The organism is Erythrobacter sp., from assembly GCF_030066995.1.
Taxonomy (GTDB): domain Bacteria; phylum Pseudomonadota; class Alphaproteobacteria; order Sphingomonadales; family Sphingomonadaceae; genus Erythrobacter.
The window spans coordinates 977,393-1,000,718 of sequence record NZ_JASJAP010000001.1; the positions used below are offsets into that span (position 1 = coordinate 977,393).

The 23,326-nt window shown below is 60.9% G+C and carries 25 protein-coding genes; 3 read left to right on the top strand and 22 right to left on the bottom strand.

The annotated features are described in order from the left end of the window. Positions 1-6 precede the first annotated feature (6 nt). From QNI87_RS04660 to QNI87_RS04750, 19 genes are all read right to left on the bottom strand, one after another. The gene (locus QNI87_RS04660) at positions 7-714 is read right to left on the bottom strand and encodes a biotin--[acetyl-CoA-carboxylase] ligase (protein WP_300594646.1); all 708 of its coding nucleotides are present in this window, start codon (positions 712-714) and stop codon (positions 7-9) included. Next, positions 711-2,189 (bottom strand): NADH-quinone oxidoreductase subunit NuoN, encoded by a 1,479-nt coding sequence (nuoN, locus tag QNI87_RS04665; protein ID WP_300594649.1) that lies wholly within the window; start codon positions 2,187-2,189, stop codon positions 711-713. Before nuoN ends, QNI87_RS04660 begins: the two co-directional genes overlap by 4 nt. Continuing rightward, positions 2,189-3,751 (bottom strand): NADH-quinone oxidoreductase subunit M, encoded by a 1,563-nt coding sequence (locus QNI87_RS04670; RefSeq protein ID WP_300594652.1) that lies wholly within the window; start codon positions 3,749-3,751, stop codon positions 2,189-2,191. Before QNI87_RS04670 ends, nuoN begins: the two co-directional genes overlap by 1 nt. A gap of 17 nt (positions 3,752-3,768) precedes the next feature. Then, positions 3,769-5,760: an NADH-quinone oxidoreductase subunit L gene (gene nuoL / locus QNI87_RS04675; protein ID WP_300594656.1), complete on the bottom strand. Its 1,992-nt coding sequence runs from the start codon at positions 5,758-5,760 to the stop codon at positions 3,769-3,771. A 7-nt stretch (positions 5,761-5,767) separates the two neighbouring features. After that, entirely contained in the window at positions 5,768-6,073 is a 306-nt protein-coding gene (nuoK, locus tag QNI87_RS04680) for an NADH-quinone oxidoreductase subunit NuoK (protein ID WP_300595312.1), read from the bottom strand. 5 nt (positions 6,074-6,078) lie between these two features. Continuing rightward, positions 6,079-6,702 (bottom strand): NADH-quinone oxidoreductase subunit J, encoded by a 624-nt coding sequence (locus QNI87_RS04685; protein WP_300594659.1) that lies wholly within the window; start codon positions 6,700-6,702, stop codon positions 6,079-6,081. Between the two features lie 141 nt (positions 6,703-6,843). Further along, the gene (gene nuoI / locus QNI87_RS04690) at positions 6,844-7,332 is read right to left on the bottom strand and encodes an NADH-quinone oxidoreductase subunit NuoI (RefSeq protein ID WP_300594662.1); all 489 of its coding nucleotides are present in this window, start codon (positions 7,330-7,332) and stop codon (positions 6,844-6,846) included. Between the two features lie 118 nt (positions 7,333-7,450). After that, on the bottom strand, positions 7,451-8,500 hold the full coding sequence (nuoH, locus tag QNI87_RS04695; protein ID WP_300594663.1) for an NADH-quinone oxidoreductase subunit NuoH: 1,050 nt from the start codon (positions 8,498-8,500) through the stop codon (positions 7,451-7,453). Between the two features lie 100 nt (positions 8,501-8,600). Beyond that, a complete protein-coding gene (gene nuoG / locus QNI87_RS04700) occupies positions 8,601-10,616 on the bottom strand; it encodes an NADH-quinone oxidoreductase subunit NuoG (RefSeq protein ID WP_300595313.1) in 2,016 nt (671 codons plus the stop codon). A 117-nt stretch (positions 10,617-10,733) separates the two neighbouring features. Continuing rightward, positions 10,734-12,026, bottom strand: coding sequence for an NADH-quinone oxidoreductase subunit NuoF (gene nuoF / locus QNI87_RS04705; protein WP_300594666.1), 1,293 nt, complete (start codon positions 12,024-12,026; stop codon positions 10,734-10,736). Beyond that, positions 12,016-12,222 carry a hypothetical protein gene (locus QNI87_RS04710; RefSeq protein WP_300594668.1) on the bottom strand — a complete coding sequence of 69 codons (207 nt, stop codon included), beginning with the start codon at positions 12,220-12,222 and terminating at the stop codon, positions 12,016-12,018. The genes nuoF and QNI87_RS04710 overlap by 11 nt, the downstream gene beginning before the upstream one ends. After that, the gene (gene nuoE / locus QNI87_RS04715) at positions 12,216-12,884 is read right to left on the bottom strand and encodes an NADH-quinone oxidoreductase subunit NuoE (protein WP_300594671.1); all 669 of its coding nucleotides are present in this window, start codon (positions 12,882-12,884) and stop codon (positions 12,216-12,218) included. Before nuoE ends, QNI87_RS04710 begins: the two co-directional genes overlap by 7 nt. Then, the gene (locus QNI87_RS04720; RefSeq protein WP_300594673.1) at positions 12,877-13,392 is read right to left on the bottom strand and encodes a hypothetical protein; all 516 of its coding nucleotides are present in this window, start codon (positions 13,390-13,392) and stop codon (positions 12,877-12,879) included. The genes nuoE and QNI87_RS04720 overlap by 8 nt, the downstream gene beginning before the upstream one ends. A 129-nt stretch (positions 13,393-13,521) precedes the next feature. Then, positions 13,522-13,710, bottom strand: coding sequence for a hypothetical protein (locus QNI87_RS04725; protein WP_300594676.1), 189 nt, complete (start codon positions 13,708-13,710; stop codon positions 13,522-13,524). Continuing rightward, a complete protein-coding gene (locus QNI87_RS04730) occupies positions 13,710-14,915 on the bottom strand; it encodes an NADH-quinone oxidoreductase subunit D (RefSeq protein WP_300594679.1) in 1,206 nt (401 codons plus the stop codon). The genes QNI87_RS04725 and QNI87_RS04730 overlap by 1 nt, the downstream gene beginning before the upstream one ends. Then, the gene (locus QNI87_RS04735) at positions 14,915-15,634 is read right to left on the bottom strand and encodes an NADH-quinone oxidoreductase subunit C (protein ID WP_300594682.1); all 720 of its coding nucleotides are present in this window, start codon (positions 15,632-15,634) and stop codon (positions 14,915-14,917) included. The genes QNI87_RS04730 and QNI87_RS04735 overlap by 1 nt, the downstream gene beginning before the upstream one ends. Before the next feature lie 9 nt (positions 15,635-15,643). Next, the gene (locus tag QNI87_RS04740; protein WP_300595314.1) at positions 15,644-16,177 is read right to left on the bottom strand and encodes an NADH-quinone oxidoreductase subunit B; all 534 of its coding nucleotides are present in this window, start codon (positions 16,175-16,177) and stop codon (positions 15,644-15,646) included. A 62-nt stretch (positions 16,178-16,239) separates the two neighbouring features. Beyond that, positions 16,240-16,614, bottom strand: coding sequence for an NADH-quinone oxidoreductase subunit A (locus tag QNI87_RS04745; protein WP_300595315.1), 375 nt, complete (start codon positions 16,612-16,614; stop codon positions 16,240-16,242). 160 nt (positions 16,615-16,774) lie between these two features. Further along, the gene (locus tag QNI87_RS04750; RefSeq protein ID WP_300594684.1) at positions 16,775-18,205 is read right to left on the bottom strand and encodes a coniferyl aldehyde dehydrogenase; all 1,431 of its coding nucleotides are present in this window, start codon (positions 18,203-18,205) and stop codon (positions 16,775-16,777) included. A 184-nt stretch (positions 18,206-18,389) separates the two neighbouring features. On the opposite strand from QNI87_RS04750, the gene QNI87_RS04755 reads away from it, so the two are divergent. After that, positions 18,390-19,601, top strand: a complete 1,212-nt coding sequence (locus tag QNI87_RS04755) for an acetyl-CoA C-acyltransferase (protein ID WP_300594688.1) — start codon at positions 18,390-18,392, stop codon at positions 19,599-19,601. Positions 19,602-19,657: 56 nt separating this feature from the next. Then, on the top strand, positions 19,658-20,089 hold the full coding sequence (locus QNI87_RS04760) for a hypothetical protein (RefSeq protein ID WP_300594691.1): 432 nt from the start codon (positions 19,658-19,660) through the stop codon (positions 20,087-20,089). Between the two features lie 8 nt (positions 20,090-20,097). Here QNI87_RS04760 and QNI87_RS04765 read toward each other — a convergent pair whose 3' ends face one another. Further along, on the bottom strand, positions 20,098-20,607 hold the full coding sequence (locus QNI87_RS04765; RefSeq protein ID WP_300594694.1) for an SH3 domain-containing protein: 510 nt from the start codon (positions 20,605-20,607) through the stop codon (positions 20,098-20,100). Positions 20,608-20,701: 94 nt separating this feature from the next. Between QNI87_RS04765 and QNI87_RS04770 the strand changes: the two genes are divergently transcribed. Next, the gene (locus tag QNI87_RS04770; RefSeq protein ID WP_300594696.1) at positions 20,702-21,718 is read left to right on the top strand and encodes a D-glycerate dehydrogenase; all 1,017 of its coding nucleotides are present in this window, start codon (positions 20,702-20,704) and stop codon (positions 21,716-21,718) included. Positions 21,719-21,737: 19 nt separating this feature from the next. On the opposite strand, the gene QNI87_RS04775 is transcribed toward QNI87_RS04770, so the two are convergent. Further along, positions 21,738-22,442 (bottom strand): alpha/beta hydrolase, encoded by a 705-nt coding sequence (locus QNI87_RS04775; protein WP_300594698.1) that lies wholly within the window; start codon positions 22,440-22,442, stop codon positions 21,738-21,740. Between the two features lie 73 nt (positions 22,443-22,515). After that, positions 22,516-23,304: an enoyl-ACP reductase gene (locus QNI87_RS04780; RefSeq protein WP_300594701.1), complete on the bottom strand. Its 789-nt coding sequence runs from the start codon at positions 23,302-23,304 to the stop codon at positions 22,516-22,518. Positions 23,305-23,326 lie beyond the last annotated feature (22 nt).

Below are 23,326 nucleotides of genomic sequence, written 5' to 3' on the forward strand. Positions count from 1 at the left end.
TGCCTCTTAAACTATATCCCCGGCGCGAATGACACGTTCTGAGCCATCCGCCAAGCGAAGGCGCAAGGCGCCATCGCTGTCATCAAGACCGGCGAAGGCGCCTTCGATACAGCTGCCGTCCTGATCGTGCACGCGCACGCGCGCGCCGGGGGCGTGCACCGAACACAGCTGAAACTCTTTAAGCAGGGTTGCCAGGCCCAATTGACGCCAGTTCGCCAGACGCTCTGCGAAGCGCCGCGACAGCGTGTCCGCAAACGGCTCCAAATCCGGAGTGGGGATGAAATCCGCCAGCGCCGCCGCCTTGCGGTCCGGTAAATCCGGCGCCTTGGCCAGATTGACGCCAACGCCCACAACGACACGGTCTCTAACCCGTTCGAGCAGAATGCCGGCAAGCTTGCCCCCACCGATCAACACGTCGTTGGGCCACTTAAGTCTGGGCTGCGCTGCTCCTGAGAGGGCTTCTTGTACCGCCTCATACACCGCAAGCGCGGTCACGAAGCTCAAGGTTGCCGGGGGCGGATCGCTGGGGTGAAGCGCAACCGCGGTCGACCCCATGAAATTGCCCGATCCGTCGAACCATTCGCGCCCCTGACGACCCTTGCCCGCCGTTTGGCGACGCGCAACGAGCCAGTCCCCTTCACGAACCTCGCCTGATCGCACGGCGGCGGCCACGTCAGCGTTGGTCGAGCTCGTTTGGTCTACGAGATGTATCAAATCGTGAGGAACAGGGCGCCAGCAGCCTTGCCCGCCAAGTCAGTCAGTGAAGGGGTCAGCAGATAGCCGATGGGCGAAATGATGGCCGCCGTCACCGCCAGCAGCACCCAGTGCGCGGTACCGCTCTTGCCGGTGACCAGATCCACTGGCTCGTCGAAGAACATGACCTTGACGAACTTGATGTAGTAGAACGCGCCGATCACGCTCGCGGCGATGGCAATTGCGGCGAAGGCTACCAGACCCGCCTCAACTGTCGCCTGAAACACAACGAACTTGCTGTAGAAACCAAGCAGCGGGGGAATACCCGCAAGGCTGAACATGAGGAACAACAGGCCCCAGGCGATCGCCGGGCGTGTGACAGCAAGGCCCGCAATATCGCCGAAGGTTTCGTAAAGATCCCCCTCTTTGCTGCGCAGCATAAGCAGGGCCGTGAAGCTGCCAAGGCTCATTGCGACGTAGATGAAAAGGTAGACCAGCATTGAGGCTGCCCCGGCCTGGTTCGCGACTGCAAGGCCGAGCAGGATGAAGCCGACATTGTTGATCGACGAATACGCCAGCAAACGCTTCAGATTCTCCTGACCAATCGCGCCCAGCGCGCCGAAGACGATCGAAGCCAGCGCGGTGAACATCACGATCTGACGCCACGCTTCGACCTGCGCTCCAAACACTTCGAAGACCACGCGCGCGGTCAGCGCCACGGCTGCGACCTTGGGCGCGGTGGCAAAGAAGGCGGTTACGGGGGTCGGCGCACCCTCGTAGACGTCCGGCGTCCACATGTGGAAGGGCACAGCCGCAATCTTGAACGCCAGGCCAGCCATCACGAAGATGAGGCCGAACAGGGCACCAGTGCCAAGTTCTCCGGTCAACCCCGCGCGCACGCCCGCAAAGTCAGTGCCGCCTGTGAAACCATACAACAGACTTACGCCGTAGAGCAGAATGCCGGAGGCCAGCGCGCCCAACACGAAGTATTTCAGTCCGGCTTCGGCGGATCGGGTGTCCGCGCGCAGGATCGATGCAAGGACATAGGCTGAAAGGCTGTTGAGCTCGAGCCCCAAATAGAGCGACATGAAATCATTGGCCGAAACCATCAGGCTCATGCCCAGCGCGGCAAACAGGACCAACACCGCGTATTCAGCGCGCATTCCCCGCTCGGTGCCCGCCGCGTCGCTATTGAAAAATCCGGGCGCAACCAGAAGGCAGCCAATAGCGGCAAGATAGATCAGCGCTTTGGAAAAGAGTGCAAAACTGTCGATCTTCAACAGCCCGCCAAAAGCAAGCGTCGCTGGTCCGATAGCGCCATCGTGAAGGCCAGGCACAAGCGTGAAGCCGGCTGCGAAGAACGCCAGAACGGCGGCGTAGGCGATCGGCTTGGCGGCTTTATCGCCGGCCCACGCCGTCCAAAGCAGCAGGACCAGGCCCGCGCCGGTCAGGATGAGCTCGGCCGTCGTGAGCGCGAAGGAGGATGCGAAATCCATTAGTGTTCGCCATCCTTCGCGTCGTTAGAGTGGCTCTCAACATAGGGAACAGCGTTAGCGGCATCCGCTTTCGGGGTTCCGACTGCCAGTTGGCTGTCGCTTGCAGGCGCGGCCGCAGCGATGCGCGCGTCAAGCGCGGCGATATCCGCGCGCATGGGGGCGAGGAAACTCTCCGGATAAACGCCCATCCACATGACAACGGCAGCAATGGGTGCAAGCATGGCCCATTCGCGCGGCGATATGTCGCCCATCGCCTGCGCGTCCTCGTTCTTCTCCGGACCGAAAGCGACCCGGCGGTAGAGGTAGAGCATGTAGGCTGCGCCCAGAATGATACCCGTGGTGCAGATCAGCGCCACGGTCGTCGAAACCTGATAAATGCCCGCAAGCGAGAGGAATTCGCCCACGAAACCGCTGGTGCCCGGCAGACCGATACTCGCCATCGTGAACAGCAGGAAGAACAGTGCGTAATAGGGCATGTTGTTGCTGAGCGCGCCGTAACGCTCGATCTCGCGAGTGTGCAGGCGGTCATAGATGACGCCCACGCACAAGAAGAGCGCGCCAGAGACGAGGCCGTGGCTGAGCATGATGATCACCGCGCCTTCCAGCCCTTGCACGTTGAAGGCAAACAGGCCCACCGTCACAATCGCCATGTGCGCAACGCTGGAATAGGCGATGAGCTTCTTCATGTCGTGCTGAACCAGCGCGACAAGCGAGGTGTAGACGACCGCCACCATCGAGAGCGCAAAAACGAGCCAGGCGAAATCAGCCGATGCCTGCGGGAACATTGGAAGGCTGAAACGCAGGAAGCCGTACCCACCCAGTTTCAGCAGAACGCCCGCAAGGATCACCGAACCCGCCGTGGGCGCTTGCACGTGCGCATCGGGCAGCCAGGTGTGGAACGGCCACATCGGCACCTTCACCGCAAAGCTTGCGAAGAAGGCCAGCCAAAGCCAGGTCTGAGCGCCCGCGGGAAAGTCGTATTGCATCAATGTCGGGATGTCCGAGGTGCCGGCCAGGGCGACCATCCAGAACATCGCGATCAGCATCAGGACCGAACCGATCAGCGTGTAGAGGAAAAATTTGTAGCTCGCGTAAATGCGATTGTCGCCGCCCCACACGCCGATGATCAGATACATCGGGATCAGACCAGCTTCAAAGAAGACGTAAAAAAGGAAGATATCCTGCGCGGCAAACGTGCCGATCATCAGAGTTTCCATGAACAGGAAGGCGGACATATACTCGCCGACACGCTTCTGGATCGCCCCCCAGCTGGCCAGAACGCAGATCGGCATCAGGAAGACGCTGAGCATTATGAGCAGAAGCGAAATGCCATCGATGCCCAGCGCGTAGCTGAAACCGGCGACGAGTTCGGCGCGCTCAGTGAACTGCCACTGGTCACCGCCAATATCGTAATTCGCCCACAGCATCACGCCGAGCGCAAAGGTGGCGAATGTTGCCAAGAGCGCGGTCCATCGCGCCGCGTTGGCTTCAACGAACAGGCAGATGATCGCGCCAGCGAGGGGCACGAGCAGCATGATCGATAGAATAGGGAAGCCGTCCATGATTGAAATGAGGCCCCCTAGAGCAACGCGTAGGTTGTCGCCGCGATCAGCCCGAGGAGCATGATCAAGGCGTAGGTGTAGAGATAGCCCGACTGGATGCTTTTGGCCGCGACGGCGCCGCGCTGAACAGCCCAGGCAACGCCATTGGGGCCAAAGCGATCAATCGTCGCGATATCGCCCAGCTTCCAGAACTGGTGCCCGAACCAGAAGGCAGGCTTTACAAAGATCGCGTCATACAACTCATCGAAGTACCATTTGCGAAACACGAAATTGTGCAACGGAGCGACGGCGCTCACAAACTTTGCGGGAACATCCGGCTTCAACAGATATGCGTAGACCGCCCCGCTAAGCCCCAACAGCATCACGACAAACGCCGAGTATTTTACCCAGTAGGGAACCTCGTGCATCGCGTGGATCAAGTTCTCATTGTAAAATATCGAACCGCCCCAGAAATCTGCGCTATCAAGGAAAGCGGGCGCAAAGATCTGACCGGCCGCAACAGCGCCGACGGTCAGCACAATCAGCGGGATCAGCATGACCCACGGACTTTCGTGCGGGTGATACCCCCCGGTTGTATCCGCACCCGCTTCTTCCGGCGTTTTGTGAACGCAGTGCTGGATATGCTCGCTCTCGATCCAGCGCGGTGTTCCCCAGAATGTCAGGAACATCAGGCGCCAGGAGTAGAAGCTCGTCAGCAGCGCCGCGATAACGCCCATCCAGAACGCAAAGCTCGCCGCGCCCGTGCCGCGAGCAAAAGCAACCTCAATAATCGCGTCCTTCGACCAGAAGCCTGCGAACCCTGCACCAAGGTGATAGACGCCCAGCCCCGTGATCGCGAGCGTGCCCGCCATCATCGCCCAGAAGGTAATCGGAATACGCTTACGAAGCCCGCCATAATAGCGCATGTCCTGCTCGTGGTGCATCGCGTGGATGACCGAGCCCGCACCCAGGAACAGCAGCGCCTTGAAGAAGGCGTGGGTAAACAGGTGGAACATCGCCGCACCATAGGCGCCAACGCCCGCGGCGAAGAACATATAGCCCAACTGCGAACAGGTCGAATACGCGATCACGCGCTTGATGTCCCATTGCGTCGTGCCGATCGTCGCGGCGAAGAAGCACGTCGCTGCGCCCACGACTGTCACCATGGCCAGCGCAATCGGGGCGGCTTCGAACATGGGTGAGAGGCGGCACACCATGAACACGCCCGCGGTCACCATGGTCGCGGCGTGGATCAGCGCCGAGACAGGCGTTGGGCCCTCCATCGCGTCCGGAAGCCAGGTGTGAAGGCCCAGTTGCGCGGATTTTCCCATCGCCCCGATGAAGAGCAGGATGCAGAGAATGTCCATGGTCGGCCAGCGCGCGCCGAGAAAGCCAATCGTCGCTCCGCTCATCGACGCAGCCGCTTCGAGGATTTCGGGAATCGAAGTCGTGCTGAACACAAGGTACGTGCCGAAGATGCCAAGCATGAAGCCCAGATCGCCCACTCGATTGACCACAAAAGCCTTGATGGCCGCCGCGCCCGCGCTCGGCTTGTGATACCAGAACCCGATGAGCAAATAGGAGGCGAGCCCGACCCCTTCCCAGCCGAAGAACATTTGCACAAGGTTATCGGCGGTCACCAGCATCAGCATGGCGAAGGTAAACAGCGAGAGGTACGCGAAGAAGCGGGGCTGCGAGGGATCCTCATCCATATAGCCCCAGCTGTAGAGGTGAACGAGGGCGGAGACGGTGTTGATCACCACCAGCATGACCGCGGTGAGGGTGTCGACCCGCAGCGCCCAATCGAACGTCATGTCGCCCGAGCGCACCCATTGGAGCACCGGCACGACTTCAGCGGACGCGCTTCCAGTCAGGAACCCGATAAAGATCGGCCAGCTAAGCGCGGCTGATAGGAACAGCGCGCCGGTCGTGACCAACTTCGCGCCGGTGTTACCGAGCATGCGGTTGCCAAAGCCTGCGATGATCGCGGCCGCTAACGGTGCGAAGACAACGAAGAGGATGGAATGCATCGGTGCCCTACCCTCTCATCCGGTTCACGTCGTCGACCGCGATAGTACCGCGACCGCGGAAGTAGATGACGAGAATGGCAAGCCCAATGGCCGCTTCACCCGCTGCGACCGTCAGCACCAGCATCGCAAAGACCTGTCCAACCAGATCCTGCATAAACGCGCTGAAGGCGACAAAGTTGATGTTTACCGCCAACAGGATGAGCTCGACGGCCATAAGGATGACGATCACATTCTTGCGGTTGAGGAAAATACCCAGCACGCCGAGCACAAACAGGATCGCACCCACCACTAGGTAATGTTCGATGCCGATAATCTCGTTCACAGCTCGACCCCTTCGCCGACGGTCGGCTGCTTCATGACAGTGGCTTCCTCTGGGCGACGGGCAATCTGCTTGCCGATGTCCTGACGACCACGCGCGCCGGGCTTGGGTTCGCGATGAGTGAGGACAATGGCGCCGATCATGGCTACCAGCAGGATGATCCCGGCGATCTCGAACAGGAGAATGTAGCGCCCGTAAAGCAGCGCACCGATCGCCTCGATATTGCTTGCACCGACCGGCGTTGCGGCGCTGCCGTCGGTCTGGCCAAGCTCGATACCGCCGGCTCCGTAAGCACCCACAGCCAGCATCAGTTCGGCAAGGAGAATGGCGGCGATAAGAATGCCGAGCGGGAAGTTGCGAATAAACCCCGCGCGCATCGCGGCAAAGTCGATGTCGAGCATCATGACGACGAACAGGAACAGCACCGCGACCGCGCCCACATAGACGATCACCAGCAGCATCGCGATGAACTCCGCCCCGACCAGCACCATGAGGCCCGCCGCGTTGAAGAAGGCGAGGATCAACCACAGGACGGAATGCACGGGGTTGCGGGCCATGATCACCATCACGGCGCTGGCGATCACAACGCTTGCAAAAAGGTAGAAGGCGAGAGCCTGTATCATGACGTTTTCGCTACATTCTTCACCCCGGCGTAGACCGGGGTCCAGAATACGGCTTTTTGATCCCTGTCCTTGCTGGATCCCGGCCTTCGCCGGGATGACGAAAGCGACGGAATCACCGATCCCTAAACCTTGCGAAGCCCCCTAGCGATAGGGCGCATCCGCTTCAAGATTGGCCGCAATGGCCCGTTCCCATTTGTCACCGTTCGCAAGCAATTTCGCCTTGTCGTAGAGCAGTTCCTCGCGCGTTTCGGTGGCGTATTCGAAGTTCGGCCCCTCGACGATGGCATCCACCGGGCAAGCCTCCTGGCAAAAGCCGCAATAGATGCATTTCGTCATGTCGATATCATAGCGCGTGGTGCGACGGCTGCCGTCCTCACGCGGTTCGCTCTCGATCGTGATCGCCTGTGCCGGGCACACCGCTTCGCACAATTTGCACGCGATGCAGCGCTCTTCGCCATTGGGATAACGGCGCAGCGCATGCTCCCCGCGAAAACGCGGGGACAGAGGCGACTTCTCGAAGGGATAATTGATCGTCACCTTGGGCTTGAAGAAATACTTCAAGGTCAGCGCATGTGCCTTGAGGAATTCCCACAGGGTGAACGACTTTGCGAGTTGAGCGATGGAGGTCATCTCTTCTCTCCGTCATTCCGGCGAAGGCCGGAATCCCGGTCGGAGGTTGCAGTCTGGCCCCCGGCCTTCGTCGGGGTGACGAGTGCGGCGGACGACTTAAGGAGCTGGATTGCGGTAGTCATTTTGCAAAGTGTCCAATCGCCATCAGGTAACCACTGACCAGCGCGACAAACACAAGGCTCATGGGCAGGAACACCTTCCAGCCAAGCCGCATCAGCTGGTCATAGCGATAGCGCGGCACAGTCGCCCAGATCCAGCTGAACATGAAGAAGAACAGGAACGTCTTGAGCAGGAACCACACGATCCCCGGCACCCAGTATAGGAACGGCAGTTCCAGCGGCGGCAGCCATCCGCCGAAGAACAGCAGGGTGCACAGCGAGCACATCAGCAGGATATTGGCGTATTCGCCGAGCCAGAACAGCGCGAAAGCCATGCTCGAATATTCGGTTTGGTATCCCGCAACGAGCTCGCTTTCCGCCTCGGTCAGGTCAAACGGCGCGCGCGCGGTTTCCGCCAGCGCCGAAATGAAGAACACGACGAACATCGGGAACAGCAGCGGGTGCACCAAATGCGCGTTTATGAGGCCAAGGCCAAAGCCCTTCTGGCTCATCACGATCTCGCTCATATTGAATGAGCCCACGAACAGCACCACGCACACCAGCACAAAGCCGATGGAGACCTCGTAAGAGATCATCTGCGCCGCCGCCCGCATGGCCGAGAAGAACGGGTATTTCGAGTTCGACGCCCACCCGCTCATCACCACGCCGTAAACGCCCAGAGAGCTGATCGCGAGGATGTAGAGCAGGCCGACATTGATGTCCGCCATCACCATGCCAGCGTCAAACGGGATCACCGCCCAGGCGGCGAGCGCCACGGTGAAGGTAATGATCGGCGCGAGAAGGAAGATGCCCTTATTCGCCGCGCTGGGGATGATGGTCTCTTGGAGGAAAACCTTGAGGCCATCGGCAAAGGACTGGAGTAAGCCAAACGGGCCCACCACATTCGGTCCCCGGCGCAGCATGATCGCGCCAAGCACCTTTCGGTCGACATAGATGACCATGGCGACGGCCAGCATCACGAGCAACGAGATGATCACAATCCCGAGCACCGTCGCAATGGTCCAGGCCCATTCGTATGGAAGGCCGAGCGATTGGAAGAAGGGGGTCACGAGGACGGGCCTTTCTTGCGCTCCTGCGAAAGCAGGAGCCCAGTTCCGACAGTGGAAACTAGATTCCTGCTTTCGCAGGAAATCATTGAGCGCAGAAAACTCATTCCGCTGCCTCCTTGATCCCGTCCGCGTGGAGCAGTTCGGCGGAGCATTGCTGCATGACCTGGCTCGCCCGGGCGATCGGGTTGGTGAGGTAGAAGTCGGTGATCGGGTAAGCGGTGATCTCGCCTTCCGCCTTGGCGCTGGCGTCCGCCTTGGGCAGAGCGCCGTAATCCGCGAGGCCCTCTTCGCCCAGCGCAGGCACTTCGGCGATCATCGCCGATTGCAGCTCTCCGAAGCTGTCAAAGCCGACGCTCACGCCCAAAGCATCCGCCAGCGCGCGCAGGATCGTCCAGTCCTCGCGCGCGTCACCGGGAGCAAAGACCGCTTTCTCAGCGAACTGCACACGACCCTCTGTGTTGACGTAAGTCCCGTCCTTTTCGGCGTAGCTCGCCGCGGGCAGGATCACGTCGGCTGCGTGCGCGCCCTTGTCGCCGTGATGGCCGATATAGACCTTGAGGCTGCCCGCAAAGGGAGCGAAGTCCATCTCGTCCGCGCCGAGGCTGAGGGTAACCTTTGGCCTGGCGTCTGCGATGTCGGCCATGCCACCCTCGACCGTGAAGTCGAGCATCAGCGAGCCCATGCGCGCCGCGCTCATGTGGAGCACGTTGAAACCATTCCAATCGTCTTTGACGAGGCCAAACCTGTCGATCAGCTTGAGCGCCGGAGCCAGCGCACCCTTGGCGAGAGCCGCACCGCCCAGGATCACCGCCGGGCGCTCCGCCGCCATCATTGCATCACCCAATGCCTTGGGTACGCGGTTGAGCACCTTGAGATCGGTCCCCAGGAACGTCGTCGGAAAGGTCGTCTCCCATTCGGGCCCGATGACAAAGACCTTCGCTCCCGCCTTTACCGCCTTACGAAGGCGCGGGTTCACCAGGGGCGCCTCCCAGCGCACGTGGCTGCCGATGATCAGGATAGCGTCGGCGGTCTCGATCCCGGCGAGCGTCGAATTGAAATTGACCGCAGCGATGTTCGAGACATCGTAGGTCATACCCGTCTGGCGCGCTTCGGTGAGAGAAGAGCCGCACGCCTTCAGCAGCGCCTTGGCCGCAAACATCGTCTCGCAATCAACCAGGTCGCCCGCGACCGCCGCGATGGAGCTCTTGTCCGATCCGAGAGCGCTGGCGATGCTCCCAAACGCTTCGTTCCAGTCGGACGCCTGAAGCTTGCCGCCTTTGCGCACGTAAACCTTGTCGAGGCGACGCTTGGTCAGGCCATCGACCTGGTAGCGGCCTTTATCGGAGAGCCATTCTTCGTTCACATCGTCGTTCACGCGCGGAAGGGCACGCATCACTTCGCGTCCCTTTGAGTGCAACGAGATGTTGGCGCCAACCGCATCCGAGACATCGATACTCAGCGTGCGCTTCAACTCCCAAGGGCGCGCCTCAAAGGCGTAAGGGCGCGACGTCAGAGCGCCGACCGGGCACAGATCGATCACATTGGCGGAAAGCTCGTGCTTGGCCGCCTGCTCAAGATAGGTCGTGATCTGCATGTCCTCGCCGCGATAGAGCGCGCCGATTTCGTCAACGCCTGCTATTTCCTCGGAGAAACGAACGCAGCGTGTGCAGTGGATACAGCGGGTCATGACCGTCTTGATCAGCGGGCCCATATATTTCTCGGTTACCGCGCGGCGGTGCTCCTTGGTGCGCGATGCCCCGCGCCCGTACATCATCGCCTGATCCTGGAGATCGCATTCCCCGCCCTGATCGCAGATCGGGCAATCGAGCGGGTGATTGACGAGCAGAAACTCCATCACGCCCTCTCTGGCCTTCTTGACCATCGGGGTGTCGGTCCGGATCTCCTGATTGTCGGCAGCGGGCAGCGCGCAGGATGCCTGCGGCTTGGGCGGCCCCGGCTTCACTTCAACAAGGCACATCCGGCAGTTACCAGCGATACTTAAGCGTTCATGGTAACAAAAACGCGGAATCTCCTTACCAGCAAGCTCGCACGCCTGAAGGACAGTCGCGCCCGCCGGAACTTCGATTTCTTCGCCGTCTACGGTGACTTTAGGCACAGCATACTCCGTCATGCTGAACTTGTTTCAGCATCCATCGAGCCTCAGCGACTGACAGTGCATTCAGTGAGATAGACCCTGAAGCAAGTTCAGGGTGACTGGAGAAGGTGGGACTAATCACTCCGCCGCCTCCGCGAATTGCGCGTTGTGTTCTACTATCCGGCGTTCCAACTCGGGGCGGAAGTGGCGAATCAGGCCCTGGATCGGCCACGCGGCGGCGTCACCAAGAGCGCAAATCGTATGCCCTTCGACCTGCTTGGTGACTTCGTGCAGCATGTCGATTTCCTCGATCGCTGCATCGCCAGTGCGCAGGCGCTCCATGACGCGCCACATCCACCCCGTGCCTTCGCGGCAGGGCGTGCACTGGCCGCAGCTTTCGTGCTTGTAGAAGTAGCTCAAACGCGAAATCGCGCGCACGATATCGGTGGACTTGTCCATCACGATCACCGCCGCGGTGCCAAGACCGGAACCCAGCTCCTTCAAACCGTCAAAATCCATCGGCGCTTCGCGGATTTGCTCGGCGGGCACCAGCGGCACCGAGGAGCCACCCGGAATGACGGCGAGCAGATTGTCCCATCCACCGCGAATGCCGCCGCAGTGCTTCTCGATCAGTTCCTCAAACGGAATGCTCATCGCCTCTTCGACGACGCAGGGGTTTTCGACATGCCCGCTGATCTGGAACAGCTTTGTGCCCGCGTTGTTCTCGCGCCCGAAGCTGTTGAACCAGCTCGCGCCGCGCCGCAGGATGGTGGGCGTGACCGCGATGCTCTCGACATTATTGACGGTGGTCGGGCAGCCATACAGCCCTGCGCCCGCCGGGAACGGCGGCTTGAGGCGCGGTTGGCCTTTCTTGCCTTCGAGGCTTTCGATCATCGCGGTCTCTTCGCCGCAAATGTAGGCGCCCGCGCCGCGATGCATGAAGACATCGAAGTCGTAGCCCGAACCGCTCGCATTCTTACCGATGAGGCCCGCGTCATACGCCTCGTCAATCGCCGCCTGAAGCGTTTCGGCCTCGCGGATATATTCCCCGCGAATGTAGATATAGGCCGCCCGCGCGCGCATGGCGAAGCCGGCAACCAGAGCGCCTTCGACGAGCTTGTGCGGATCGTGGCGCAGGATCTCGCGGTCCTTGCAACTGCCTGGCTCGGATTCGTCGGCATTGATCACGAGAAAGCTGGGACGACCGTCCTTGCTTTCCTTGGGCATGAACGACCATTTAAGACCGGTGGGGAAACCCGCCCCGCCCCGGCCGCGCAGACCGCTGGCCTTGATTTCTTCGATGATCGTGTCCTGCCCGCGCTCAAGCAGCGCCTTGGTGTTGTCCCAATCCCCGCGCGCCTGCGCTGCTTTGAGGCCCCAATCCTGGAAGCCATAGACGTTGGTAAAGATGCGGTCCTTATCAGCCAGCATCGCTCGATCCCTCTTGTTCACTTCTGGCCAGTCGGGCCATCTTCAGCTGACGCAGCGTGAGCGCCTGAAAAATTAACCCCATACCCATGAAGGCAATGCCGGTCGTGCGCTCGCCGGTTGCGGCGAGGTAGGCCCCCACACCAAAGCCGATCAGTCCGGCCATCATCAAGGCGATGGTGGCGCCGTTGATCACCATTCCCCCCGGTAATCGTGGTTGGCGTCGACCATGTCCTTGAGCGTGGTGACCCCATCCTTGGGTTCGGAGGTGTGTCGGCCGGGCTCTTGCGTGCCAGCTTTGGGCTGCTCACCCTTGGCCAGCGCGTCGAGCACGGTGTCGAGGCGTTCGGGCGTCAGGTCTTCGTAATTGTCATCGTTGATCTGGACCATCGGCGCGGTGGCACAATTGCCCATGCATTCGACTTCGGTCAGCGTCCAAAGGCCGTCTTCGGAGACCTTGCCAAACGCCATCCCGCGTTTCTTGCAAGCGCTGATGATATCGTCCGAGCCACGCAGCATGCACGGCGTCGTCCCGCAGACCTGCACGTGATACTTCCCGACCGGCTTCATATTGTACATGAAATAGAAGGTCGCGACTTCGAGCACGCGGATCGCAGGCATATCGAGATAGTCGGCGACATATTCGATCACCGGCATGGGCAGCCAGCCCTGCGTATCGGTCTCTTCGCCAACCTGACGCTGGGCAAGGTCAAGCAGCGCCATCACCGCCGATTTCTGGCGCCCGTCCGGATATTTGGAGATGTGGTAATCGGCCCTGGCCTTGTTCTCCTTGGTCCAGGCAAAGTCACCCCAACGTGCGCGCAATTCGGGTGTGTCCGGTGCGGGTGTGCGGTCAGCCATTGCTGCGTACTCCGAGTTTTCCAGAGCGCGACTCAATCGGCACCATCTCAACCTCGAACAGGAAACCGCGCAGATAGCTCATGTACACATCGTAGCCGTCCTGTCCGTCCGCCCTGAGCACGGTAATGAGCACGTCATTGCGCGCGCAAAGGTCGCGGGCATCGCGGTCGAGCGGCGTCGCGGCGAACTGATAACTCACTGGCCGAGCGTCTTGGATCGCATCTTTGAGCTTATCGACTCCAACGACACGGGGCATCGGACGGTTGGCTTCATCCAAGGTGAGCAGAGCCACATTGCTCGCCACGTTGGACCTGATCACCTCATTATCGCCGCGAAGGATTGCGCGGACAAGTTCGACACTATGGTCTGCCAAGTGCCGTTGTATCGAGTACGCGTCCACCAGTCTCTGTTCAGTTCCGGCTTCGCGGCAGGTGGCAATGTCAGCTTGTGGCGCCGCGTCGGGAACGTCGGCTTGCGCAGCGTAGAGGCTCAGCAGAAGCGCGATCACCGGTCACACTCCCTGCCTTTGATCTCCTGCGAAAGCAGGAGCCCAGATGCGGCGTTGGAGGCTGGATTCCTGCTTTCGCAGGAAATCACAGTGCCGCGGAGTTCGGGCGTATGAGGTGCGGGGGTGCGGTCAGCCATCAGTCGCCTCCGTATTCATAACGAAACGGTCCCAAAGATGCGAAGACGCTGCTCCGACAACGACTGCGATCGTTGCAGCCACCAAGGCCGATGCGGCCAACAGCTCACGCGATGCGATATAGATCGCGACCGCAACAAAGACCGCCACCAGAAGAGTGTATTTGCGAATCCAACCAGTCATCACCGGTCACACTCCCCGAACACCACGTCGATCGCGCCCAGAATGGCGGTCGCGTCGGGCAGCATGTGGCCCTTGCTCATCATGTCCATCGCCTGAAGGTGGCTGAACGCGGTCGGGCGGATCTTGCAGCGGTAGGGCTTGTTGGTGCCATCGCTCACGAGATAGACGCCAAACTCGCCTTTGGGGCTTTCGGTCGCAACGTAAACCTCGCCCTTCGGTACGTGGAAGCCTTCGGTGTAGAGCTTGAAGTGGTGGATCAGCGCTTCCATCGTCTGCTTCATCTCGCCGCGTTTGGGCGGTGAGACCTTACCATCGGTGCTCGCAATCGGGCCCTCGGGCATGTCACGCAGGCACTGTTTGATGATCTTGGCGCTCTCGCGCACTTCCTTCACGCGCACCATGAAGCGATCGTAGCAGTCCGAATTGGTGCCGACCGGAATGTCGAATTCCATCCGGTCATAGACATCGTAAGGCTGCGACTTGCGGATGTCCCACGGGATACCGGCAGCGCGGATCATCGGGCCGCTAAAGCCCCAAGCTATCGCATCATCGCGGCTGACAACGGCGATATCGACATTGCGCTGTTTGAAGATGCGGTTGTCCATCACAAGGCTCATCGCGTCGTCGAACAGCTGGAAGAAGCGGTTGTCGAGCCAGTCGCCAATATCAACGAGCAGCTTCTCGGGCACATCCTGATGCACACCGCCGGGGCGGAACCACGCTGAATGCATCCGCGCACCCGAGGCCCGCTCGAAAAAGTTCATGCAGTCTTCGCGCAGGTCCATGATCCACAGGTTCGGCGTGAACGCGCCGACATCAAGCACGTGCGCGCCCATATTGAGCATGTGGTTGCAGATGCGCGTGAGCTCAGCGAACAGAACGCGCAGATATTGCGCGCGAAGTGGCACTTCGAGATCGAGCAGCTTCTCGATCGCGAGTACGTAAGAGTGCTCCTGGCACAGCGGCGAACAGTAATCGAGCCGGTCAAAATACGGGAGCGCCTGCAGGTAAGTCTTCTGCTCGATCAGCTTTTCGGTGCCGCGGTGCAGCAGGCCAACATGCGGATCGACGCGCTCGATCACTTCGCCGTCCAGCTCCATCACCATGCGCAAAACGCCGTGCGCGGCCGGGTGCTGGGGGCCGAAATTGATCGTATAATTGGTTATGACGTTGCCATCCGTGGTGGGCGATTCTTCGAGTTTCATCAGTTTTCGCCCTCCTCACTCCTGTCGGCGTGTTCGATTTCGAATGCGACGCCATCGACGGGTTCTTCTTCGACCTCTTCATCCGTTTCGGGCTCAGGCTCAGGCGGCGCGGCCTTCTCATCGCCCGGCAAAACATAGTCCGACCCTTCCCAAGGTGAGAGGAAGTCGAAGGTCCGCATATCCTGCGCCAGTTCCACCGGCTCATAAACGACGCGCTTCTCGTCCTCGGAATAACGCAGTTCGGTGTAGCCCGTCATCGGGAAGTCCTTGCGGAACGGGTGCCCTTCAAAGCCATAATCGGTCAGGATGCGGCGCAGATCCTTGTTGCCCGCAAACGTCACTCCGAACATGTCGAACACTTCGCGCTCGAGCCAACCGGCATTGGGCCACAGCGTGGTGACCGTGGGCACCGGCGTGTTCTCATCGGTCGACACCTTGACCATGATCCGATGGTTCTTGGTCAGCGAGAGCAGCATGTAGACGACTTCGAAGCGCTCGTGCCGTTCGGGATAATCCGCGCCCGCGATTTCCATCAGCTGCTGGTACTGGTGATCATCGCGCAGCGTACGCAGAACCGTCTCGATCTGGTCGCGCTTGGTGGTGAGGATGATCTCCCCGTGCTCTTCGCGCGCGCTTTCGCACCAGACGCTGACACTCGCAATAAGCGCGTCGAGGACACCTTCGTTAGAGGCGTATTTGGGGGCGGAGTGAGCGACCATCGGCGCGCGTTATCTCTCGATTGTCCCGACGCGGCGGATCTTCCGCTGAAGCTGCATGACACCGTAGAGCAGCGCCTCGGCGGTGGGAGGGCAGCCGGGTACGTAGATATCGACCGGCACTATGCGGTCACAGCCGCGCACGACCGAATAGCTGTAGTGGTAATAGCCGCCGCCATTGGCGCACGAACCCATGCTGATCACATATTTGGGATCGGACATCTGATCGTAGACCTTGCGCAAGGCCGGCGCCATCTTGTTGCACAAAGTGCCCGCGACAATCATCAGGTCTGACTGGCGTGGGCTCGCGCGCGGGGCAGCGCCAAAACGCTCCATGTCATAGCGCGGCATGTTGACGTGGATCATCTCGACCGCGCAGCACGCAAGGCCAAACGTCATCCACCACAATGAGCCCGTGCGCGCCCAGTTAAAGACGTCTTCGGTCGAGGTGACCAGAAAACCCTTGTCGTTCACCTCGGTCGAGAGCGCGTTGAAATAGTCCGAATCGGGCTGTTTGACTTCGCCGCCTTTCGCGGTCGGCATCATTTCGCTGGCTTGAGACGCAGTCAGGGGGGCGACCGGCGGGGTGATGGTCGTCGAAGAATTGCTCATTCCCAGTCCAGAGCTCCTTTCTTCCACTCATAGGTCAGGCCAATGGCAAGAATGCCCAGGAACGTCATCATCCCGAGCCAGCCGACCCAACCCGTCTCTCCAAGGCTGACCGCCCAGGGAAACAGGAACGCGGCTTCAAGATCGAAGATGATGAAGCTGATCGCGACGAGGTAGAAACGCACATCAAACTGGCTGCGCGCGTCTTCGAAAGCAGGAAAGCCGCATTCATACTCCGACAGCTTTTCCGCGTCGGGGTTGTGTGCGCCTGTGAGGCGCGAGACGCCCATCGGAAGAAACACGAAGAGCACAGAAAGGCCCAGCGCGATAAAGATGAAGATCAGTATCGGCAAATACTGGCTGAGGTCGATCACAGCGGCGTGTCCAAGTTGATTTATCCCAAGTGTCACCTAGGCTTGTCGCCTTACCGAAGCAAGGGCGAGACTCGGGCAAATGCGCGTATGTTTGTTGCAGGAAATCGAACACTTCCTGCGCCGCCTTGCAGCTCTGTCGAAGCGGCGCTGAAAGAGCCCGCTATTTCATCATATTGGCAACCGCTTTCTGGGTCGCTTTGCCATAGGGCGGCTTGAATCCGCCGAGCTTTGCAATGTCGATCCTGGGCTGATGATAGACGGCGCGCGCGTGGCTGAACTCGCGGAAGCCCTCGATCGCGTGATAACTTCCGATACCCGAGGGACCAACGCCGCCAAACGGCAGGTCTTCCATCGAAACGTGGAAGATCACATCGTTCGTCGTCACACCGCCGCTGATCGTGCGGGTCAGCACACGCTCTTGCTCGCTCTTGTCTTCACCGAAGTAATAGAGGCCCAGCGGGCGATCGTGCTCGTTCACGTAATCGACCGCCTGATCCACCGCCTTGTACGTCTTCACCGGCAGGACCGGGCCAAAGATCTCCTCCTGCATCACCTGCATCTCATCGGTGACGTTCTTCAGAATGTTGAGCGGCATCTTGCGCTGGTTGGCGTTCGAGAAATCCTCATGCCCCGGATTGACCTCGATAACCTCGGCGCCCTTGCCGCGAGCGTCTTCGACAAGACCTTGCAGGCGTTCGAAGTGGCGGTCGGAGACGATTGACGCGTAGTCGTCATTCTCCAGCAATGTCGGATACATGTTGGCAACGCCGTTCGAAACGCCGGCCACCGCTTCGTCCTGCTTGTCTTCGGGCACGTACATGTAATCGGGCGCAAGGCAGATTTGCCCTGCATTCATCATCTTGCCCAGGGCAATACGCTCACCCGCCTTCTCGAAGTCGGCGCTGCGGCCCATAATGACAGGCGACTTCCCGCCCAGCTCCAGCGTCACCGGGACAAGGTTCTTCGCCGCCGACTGCATGACGAGACGGCCCGTCGGCGTAGAGCCGGTGAAAACCAGATGATCGAAGGGGAGTTCGGAAAACGCGGCCGCAACATCCGGGCCGCCCGTCACAACCGCCACTTCATCGCGGGTAAAATACTTCTCGACCAATTCGGCCATGAGAAGACTGGTGCGCTCGGTAAACTCGCTGGGCTTGATCATCGCCCGGTTTCCCGCGGCCAGCACCTGCATAAGCGGTGAGAAAGCAAGGTTCACCGGGAAGTTCCACGGCGAAAGGATGCCAATCACACCCTTGGGCTCATAACGCACCTCGGCCTTCGCTCCCAACAGCCCAAGCGGAAACTGAACGGGGCGCTTTTCGGTCTTGGACCATTTGTCCATGTGCTTGAGCGCGTGTTTGCCCGCACCTATCGTGCTGCCGATATCGGTGATCATCGACTGCTCCATCGACCGGCTGCCGAAGTCGGCGCTCATCGTCTTGCCGAAGTCCTCGGCGTGATCCTTGAGCAGCGCCATCGCGCGCTTGATGCGGTCCTTGCGCATCGCCATCGGCTCGGGACGCGAAGCGGTGAACGCGTCGCGTTGCAATTTGAGCAGCTGTTCTTGTTCCTCGCGCCGATCGTCGGCCATCGTCTCTCTCCCGAAAGGCTTGGTTTCAATTTGCCACTTGTGTCGCGCAATCCGTGGCGGGTTGCAAGCGCCCTGGCCTTTGAAGCTAAGACGAATTGTCGAGGTCTGCCCGATTGCCAAGTTCGCCCGGCCTTCCTAAATCCGCACACGGACACTCCACTCTCCGTTCCAAGGGATCGAAACCATGACACAGCCATCCGTCGCCGGATTCTCAAAAGACGACCCGATTGTCATCCTTTCCTACGCGCGCACGCCCATGGGCGGGATGCAGGGCGCCCTGGCGGATGTCTCCGCGACCGATCTTGGCGCGACCGCTGTCAAGGCCGCCGTGGAGCGCTCAGGCGTTGAAGGGGAGAAGTTTGACCGCGCCTATATGGGATGCGTGCTTCCAGCTGGCCTTGGCCAGGCGCCCGCGCGCCAGGCCGTCGTGAAGGCCGGCCTGCCCATGTCAGTTCAGGCGACGACCGTGAACAAGGTCTGCGGCAGCGGCATGCAAACCGTGATCATGGGCGCCGAAGCGCTCGCCAGCGGAACGATTGACTATGTGATCAGCGGCGGCATGGAGAGCATGACCAACGCGCCTTACTTGCTCAAGAAGCACCGCTCGGGCGCGCGCATCGGCCACGACACAACCTATGATCACATGTTCCTCGACGGGCTGGAAGACGCTTACGAGGAAGGCCGCGCCATGGGCTCTTTCGCCCAGCAAACCGCGGACGAATACCAGCTGACGCGCGAGGACATGGATGGCTACGCGATCGAAAGCCTGAACCGCGCCAACGCCGCAATCGAAAGCGGGGCCTTTGCGGACGAAGTCGTTCCGGTCACGTTCGCCACGCGCAAGGGCGAAGTCACGGTCGACACTGATGAACAGCCTGGCAAAGGGCGCCCCGACAAGATCCCGCAGCTGCGCGCGGCCTTTGCGAAGGACGGCACCATCACCGCGGCGACCTCAAGCTCCATTTCCGATGGCGCCGCTGCTGTCGTTCTGACCCGCGAAAGCGTCGCCAAGGAAAACGGCCAGTCGCCGGTCGCCAGGGTCGTCGGATTGGCCGCCCATGCCCGCGAGCCCAAGGACTTCACGATCGCTCCGGTCGGCGCGATCCAGAAGGTCCTCGATAAGGCGGGCTGGAGCGTTGAGGACGTGGATCTCTGGGAAGTGAATGAGGCTTTCGCGTGCGTTGCCATGTTCGCGATGCGCGACATCGGGATCGCGCACGACAAGATCAACATCAACGGCGGCGCGACCGCGCTCGGACACCCGATCGGGGCCTCGGGCACGCGCATTCTGGTCACTCTGATCAACGCGCTCAAGCAGCAGGGCAAGACCAGGGGCGTTGCGAGCCTGTGCATCGGTGGCGGCGAAGCAACGGCGGTGGCGATCGAAGTGGTCTGAGGCGCCTCTTTGCGTTAGGTATCCCCCGTAAGAATTCGTCAGGGGGAGAATTTCGCATGCGGGTGTTCAACGCTATAGCCTTGGTCGGAGCGAGCGCGGGCTTGGCGGCGTGTTCGGGCGAACCGGCGCCGACCGAAGCGGAAAGCCTTGCGGCCGAGCAGGAAGAGGCGACTGAGCCGCGCGCCGAGGGAATGCAGCCGGGTCTCTACGCGACTGGAGACGGCACACAGATCTATTCGCGCACGCGCTTGAACGCGGACGGCACCTACAACGACCTCAACGATGCGATGGAGCCGGTCGGCAGTGGTACGTGGGAAGAGCGCGACGGGCTGATGTGTTTTGACCCTGAGGGCGAAGAGGAAAACCAGCAAGAAAAGTGCTGGACGAACAGCGAACCCGATGCGGATGGCAAGATCGTAAGCACGAGCGTGGATGGCCAGACAAGCTACACGATCACGCGGATCGATGAAGAAGTGACTGAGGAATAGCGGCTGGGTTACCCTGCCTCTCGTTCCTCCGCCACGACATTTTCATCCCCCCACAACTGGCTGGCTTTGACCCATCCTGTGCGCCCCGAGGCGTCTATTTCGCACCAGTCCTTCTGGCAACGGAGCAATTGCGCGACCACGCCCGGCTCGGCGCGCCAAAGGAGCCTGGAGGCGGCCTGCGGCTCCTCGCGCAAGGCGACAATCGCGTTACCCGTGATCAAGACGGTGCGGGTGCGCGAAAGCTGACTGCCGGAAATCCAGCCTTGGGTGCCTTCGGGATCCTGCACCAGATCCCACTCGTCGCGCGAACGGAGCACCCTCACGGGCAGACCCTTGCGACGATAGACCCATTCAATATGGTATTCCCGGCTTGGGCCCACCCGCATATTCGTTTCATCGTACCGAAGCGAGGCCCAGTAAGGCGGCTCGCGCCCCTGCGCGCTTGCGGTCTCCACGCCGCAGGAGGTCAGCCAGAATGCGCCGAGAATCGCGAGAATTGCGTGTGTCTTTCGTCCCATGACCCGATCTTAACGAGCCACAGGCCGAGCCATCAAGGGCGCGCATGGTCTGGCCGCTTGACCGCGCAGGCATCAAGCCTTTAGCGCGTTAGCCATGGCCATGTCGCACAACGCCCCGCACTTTCCCTCCGGCAAGCCCAAGGTGGTGGTGACCCGCCATCTCATGCCTTCAGTCGAAGCGAGGATGAGCGAACTGTATGACACTGTCCTCAACCCCACCGACGCGCCAATGAGCGAAGACGCGCTCGTCGCCGCCATGCAGGACTGCGACGTGCTGGTTCCGACCGTGACCGATCAGATTACCGGCGCGATGATCGAGCAGGCGGGCGATAGGTTGGGTCTGATTGCAAGCTTTGGCGCGGGCACCGAGCACATCGACCTTGCCGCCGCTGCCGCGCGCAAGATTCTAGTCACCAACACGCCCGGCGTCTTCACCGACGACACCGCCGATATCGCCATGGCGGCGATCATCGGCGTCCCGCGCCGCATCCGCGAAGGCACGCAGCTTGTGCGTCGCGGGGAATGGACCGGCTGGGCGCCATCCGGGCTTCTTGGACGCAAGCTGGGCGGAAAGGTGCTGGGTATCGTCGGAATGGGCCGGATCGGGCAAGCGGTCGCGCACCGCGCCCGCGCCTTCGGTCTCAACGTGGCCTACACCAATCGCAAACAATTGCCCGAAGCGGTGGAGAGCATGCTCGGCGCGCGCTTTGTCCCGGAGATCAACGATCTGGTGGCCGAAGCCGATATCCTCACGCTTCACTGCCCTCTTACCCCCGAAACACGCGGCCTGATGGACGCGCGCCGGATCGGGATGATGAAAGAGGGCGCCAGCATCATCAACACAGCGCGCGGCGAACTGATCGACCAGGATGCGCTGATCGATGCGCTTCATCGCGGCGCGCTCGCGGGCGCTGGGCTCGACGTCTACCCGAATGAACCCGAGGTTGCGCAAGGCTTGCTCGATCACCCCAACGTCATGACCCTGCCCCATATCGGCAGCGCGACCGCCGAAGGGCGTGAGGCCTCAGGCGAGAAGGTGATCGCCAACATTCGCTTCTGGACCGATGGGCACCGCCCGCCCGACCAAGTGCTGACCGCCCTGATACATTGATCGGTTTCGATCCGCGTTGTCAGACGCAGCCGTGCTCTTCGAGCAATGCAAGAATGCGGTTAATCGAGCGACGGCTCGCGGAGAGCTCGAAATGGCGCTCGGGCACCTCGATGGCGAGGTCGCGCTCGTGTTCGAGCCCGCGCGAGCATTCCGGCGCAATGATGCCATCGTTGGGAGACCAGATTGCGATGGTGTGCGCGGGCGGTTTCTGGCTCGGATCATCGGGGAATGGCGGGTCGTCGACGCCGTGATCGTTGATCGCCTCGTACACACGCCAGGCGTTATTCGCGCGGCGGTCGCCCGAGAACGGCGTGCCAAGCGTTATCACCAGACCGACTTTCTCCGGATTGCGCTGCGCCAGAACGCGCGCGTAGAGCCCGCCCAGACTGATCCCGACAAGCGTCATGGGCCGCTGGTGCTTGTCAAAGACGTGATCGAGCCGCGCCTGCGCCCTGGCGAACAGGCGCGGGGTCACGCCGGTCACGACCCCAAGCTTAGAGGCGTAGGCGTAATACCCTTTCCTTCGCAAAGTGCGCCGCATCAGGGACGTTGCGGGATCCGACGAGAGGATCCCCGGAAAAACCAGAATGGGCGCTGCGTCCTGCGCCGCTTTGCTCGCCGGCTCCGTGACAAGGACCGGGCGCACCGGGCTGGACCAGATGAGCGTCAGATTGGGCAGCTCGCGCAGCAGGTTGGAAATCGGCGGTGGCTTGGTGTCGGTCAATCCGCAAATCCTCTACGGCTGGGGCACAAATAGCCTCAAAGCCCAGTCAGCGCGACATGAACAAAGCGCAACCCTAGAGGTTCTCATGCTGCGGCATGCCCAGAACGTGGAAGCCGCCGTCCACGCGGATGATCTCGCCTGTGGTGCAGGCCCCGGCTTCGGAACACAGATAAACGGCTGTGCCGCCCACCGCCTCAAGCGTCGCGTTGCTGCGCAGCGGCGTGTTGGCCTCGGTGTGCTTGAAGACCTTGCGCGCCCCGCCAATGGCGCTGCCCGCCAGCGTTTTCATCGGTCCCGGACTGATGGCGTTCACGCGAATGCCGTCCGGACCAAGATCGTTGGCCAGATACCGCACCGCCGCCTCAAGCGCCGCCTTGGCAACGCCCATCACGTTGTAATTGGGGGTCACGCGATTGGAGCCCATATAGCTGAGCGTCAGAAGCGTGCCGCCGTGCTCGACCATCATCGGATGCGCGCGGCGCGCGACTTCGATAAAGCTGTAGGCGGATATATCCATCGAGTTCTTGAAGTTCGCGCGCGAGGTATCAAGGATCCGCCCGGTCAACTCCGACTTGTCGGAATAGGCAATGGCGTGGATCACGAAATCGAGCCGACCCCACCGCTTGTGAAGCGCGTCGAAGGCGGCATCGAGCGAGGCATCGTCGGTTACATCGACATCGACCATGAAGTTCGAGCCCACGCTTTTGGCCAGCGGTTCCAACCGCTTCCCGAACGCCTCTCCCTGATAGGTGAAGGCAAGCTCGGCCCCGGCCTCGGCGCACGCCTTGGCGATGCCCCAGGCGATCGAGCGTTCGTTGGCCACGCCCATGACAAGACCGCGTTTTCCAGCAAGCACGCCCATGTTCAATTCACCTCATCTGGCT

Coding starts and splice junctions, on each gene's coding strand:
- QNI87_RS04730 (WP_300594679.1), bottom strand. CDS start 14,915: ATGAAACTCGAAGAATCGCCCACCACGGATGGCAACGTCATAACCAAT.
- nuoE (WP_300594671.1), bottom strand. CDS start 12,884: ATGGCTGACCGCACACCCGCACCGGACACACCCGAATTGCGCGCACGT.
- nuoL (WP_300594656.1), bottom strand. CDS start 5,760: ATGCATTCCATCCTCTTCGTTGTCTTCGCACCGTTAGCGGCCGCGATC.
- nuoI (WP_300594662.1), bottom strand. CDS start 7,332: ATGACCTCCATCGCTCAACTCGCAAAGTCGTTCACCCTGTGGGAATTC.
- QNI87_RS04770 (WP_300594696.1), top strand. CDS start 20,702: ATGGCCATGTCGCACAACGCCCCGCACTTTCCCTCCGGCAAGCCCAAG.
- nuoF (WP_300594666.1), bottom strand. CDS start 12,026: ATGCTGGCTGATAAGGACCGCATCTTTACCAACGTCTATGGCTTCCAG.
- QNI87_RS04740 (WP_300595314.1), bottom strand. CDS start 16,177: ATGATGCCGACCGCGAAAGGCGGCGAAGTCAAACAGCCCGATTCGGAC.
- QNI87_RS04750 (WP_300594684.1), bottom strand. CDS start 18,205: ATGGCCGACGATCGGCGCGAGGAACAAGAACAGCTGCTCAAATTGCAA.
- QNI87_RS04755 (WP_300594688.1), top strand. CDS start 18,390: ATGACACAGCCATCCGTCGCCGGATTCTCAAAAGACGACCCGATTGTC.
- QNI87_RS04760 (WP_300594691.1), top strand. CDS start 19,658: ATGCGGGTGTTCAACGCTATAGCCTTGGTCGGAGCGAGCGCGGGCTTG.
- QNI87_RS04685 (WP_300594659.1), bottom strand. CDS start 6,702: ATGATACAGGCTCTCGCCTTCTACCTTTTTGCAAGCGTTGTGATCGCC.
- QNI87_RS04780 (WP_300594701.1), bottom strand. CDS start 23,304: ATGGGCGTGCTTGCTGGAAAACGCGGTCTTGTCATGGGCGTGGCCAAC.
- QNI87_RS04765 (WP_300594694.1), bottom strand. CDS start 20,607: ATGGGACGAAAGACACACGCAATTCTCGCGATTCTCGGCGCATTCTGG.
- nuoN (WP_300594649.1), bottom strand. CDS start 2,189: ATGGATTTCGCATCCTCCTTCGCGCTCACGACGGCCGAGCTCATCCTG.
- QNI87_RS04670 (WP_300594652.1), bottom strand. CDS start 3,751: ATGGACGGCTTCCCTATTCTATCGATCATGCTGCTCGTGCCCCTCGCT.
- QNI87_RS04735 (WP_300594682.1), bottom strand. CDS start 15,634: ATGGTCGCTCACTCCGCCCCCAAATACGCCTCTAACGAAGGTGTCCTC.
- QNI87_RS04710 (WP_300594668.1), bottom strand. CDS start 12,222: ATGGTGATCAACGGCGCCACCATCGCCTTGATGATGGCCGGACTGATC.
- QNI87_RS04725 (WP_300594676.1), bottom strand. CDS start 13,710: ATGACTGGTTGGATTCGCAAATACACTCTTCTGGTGGCGGTCTTTGTT.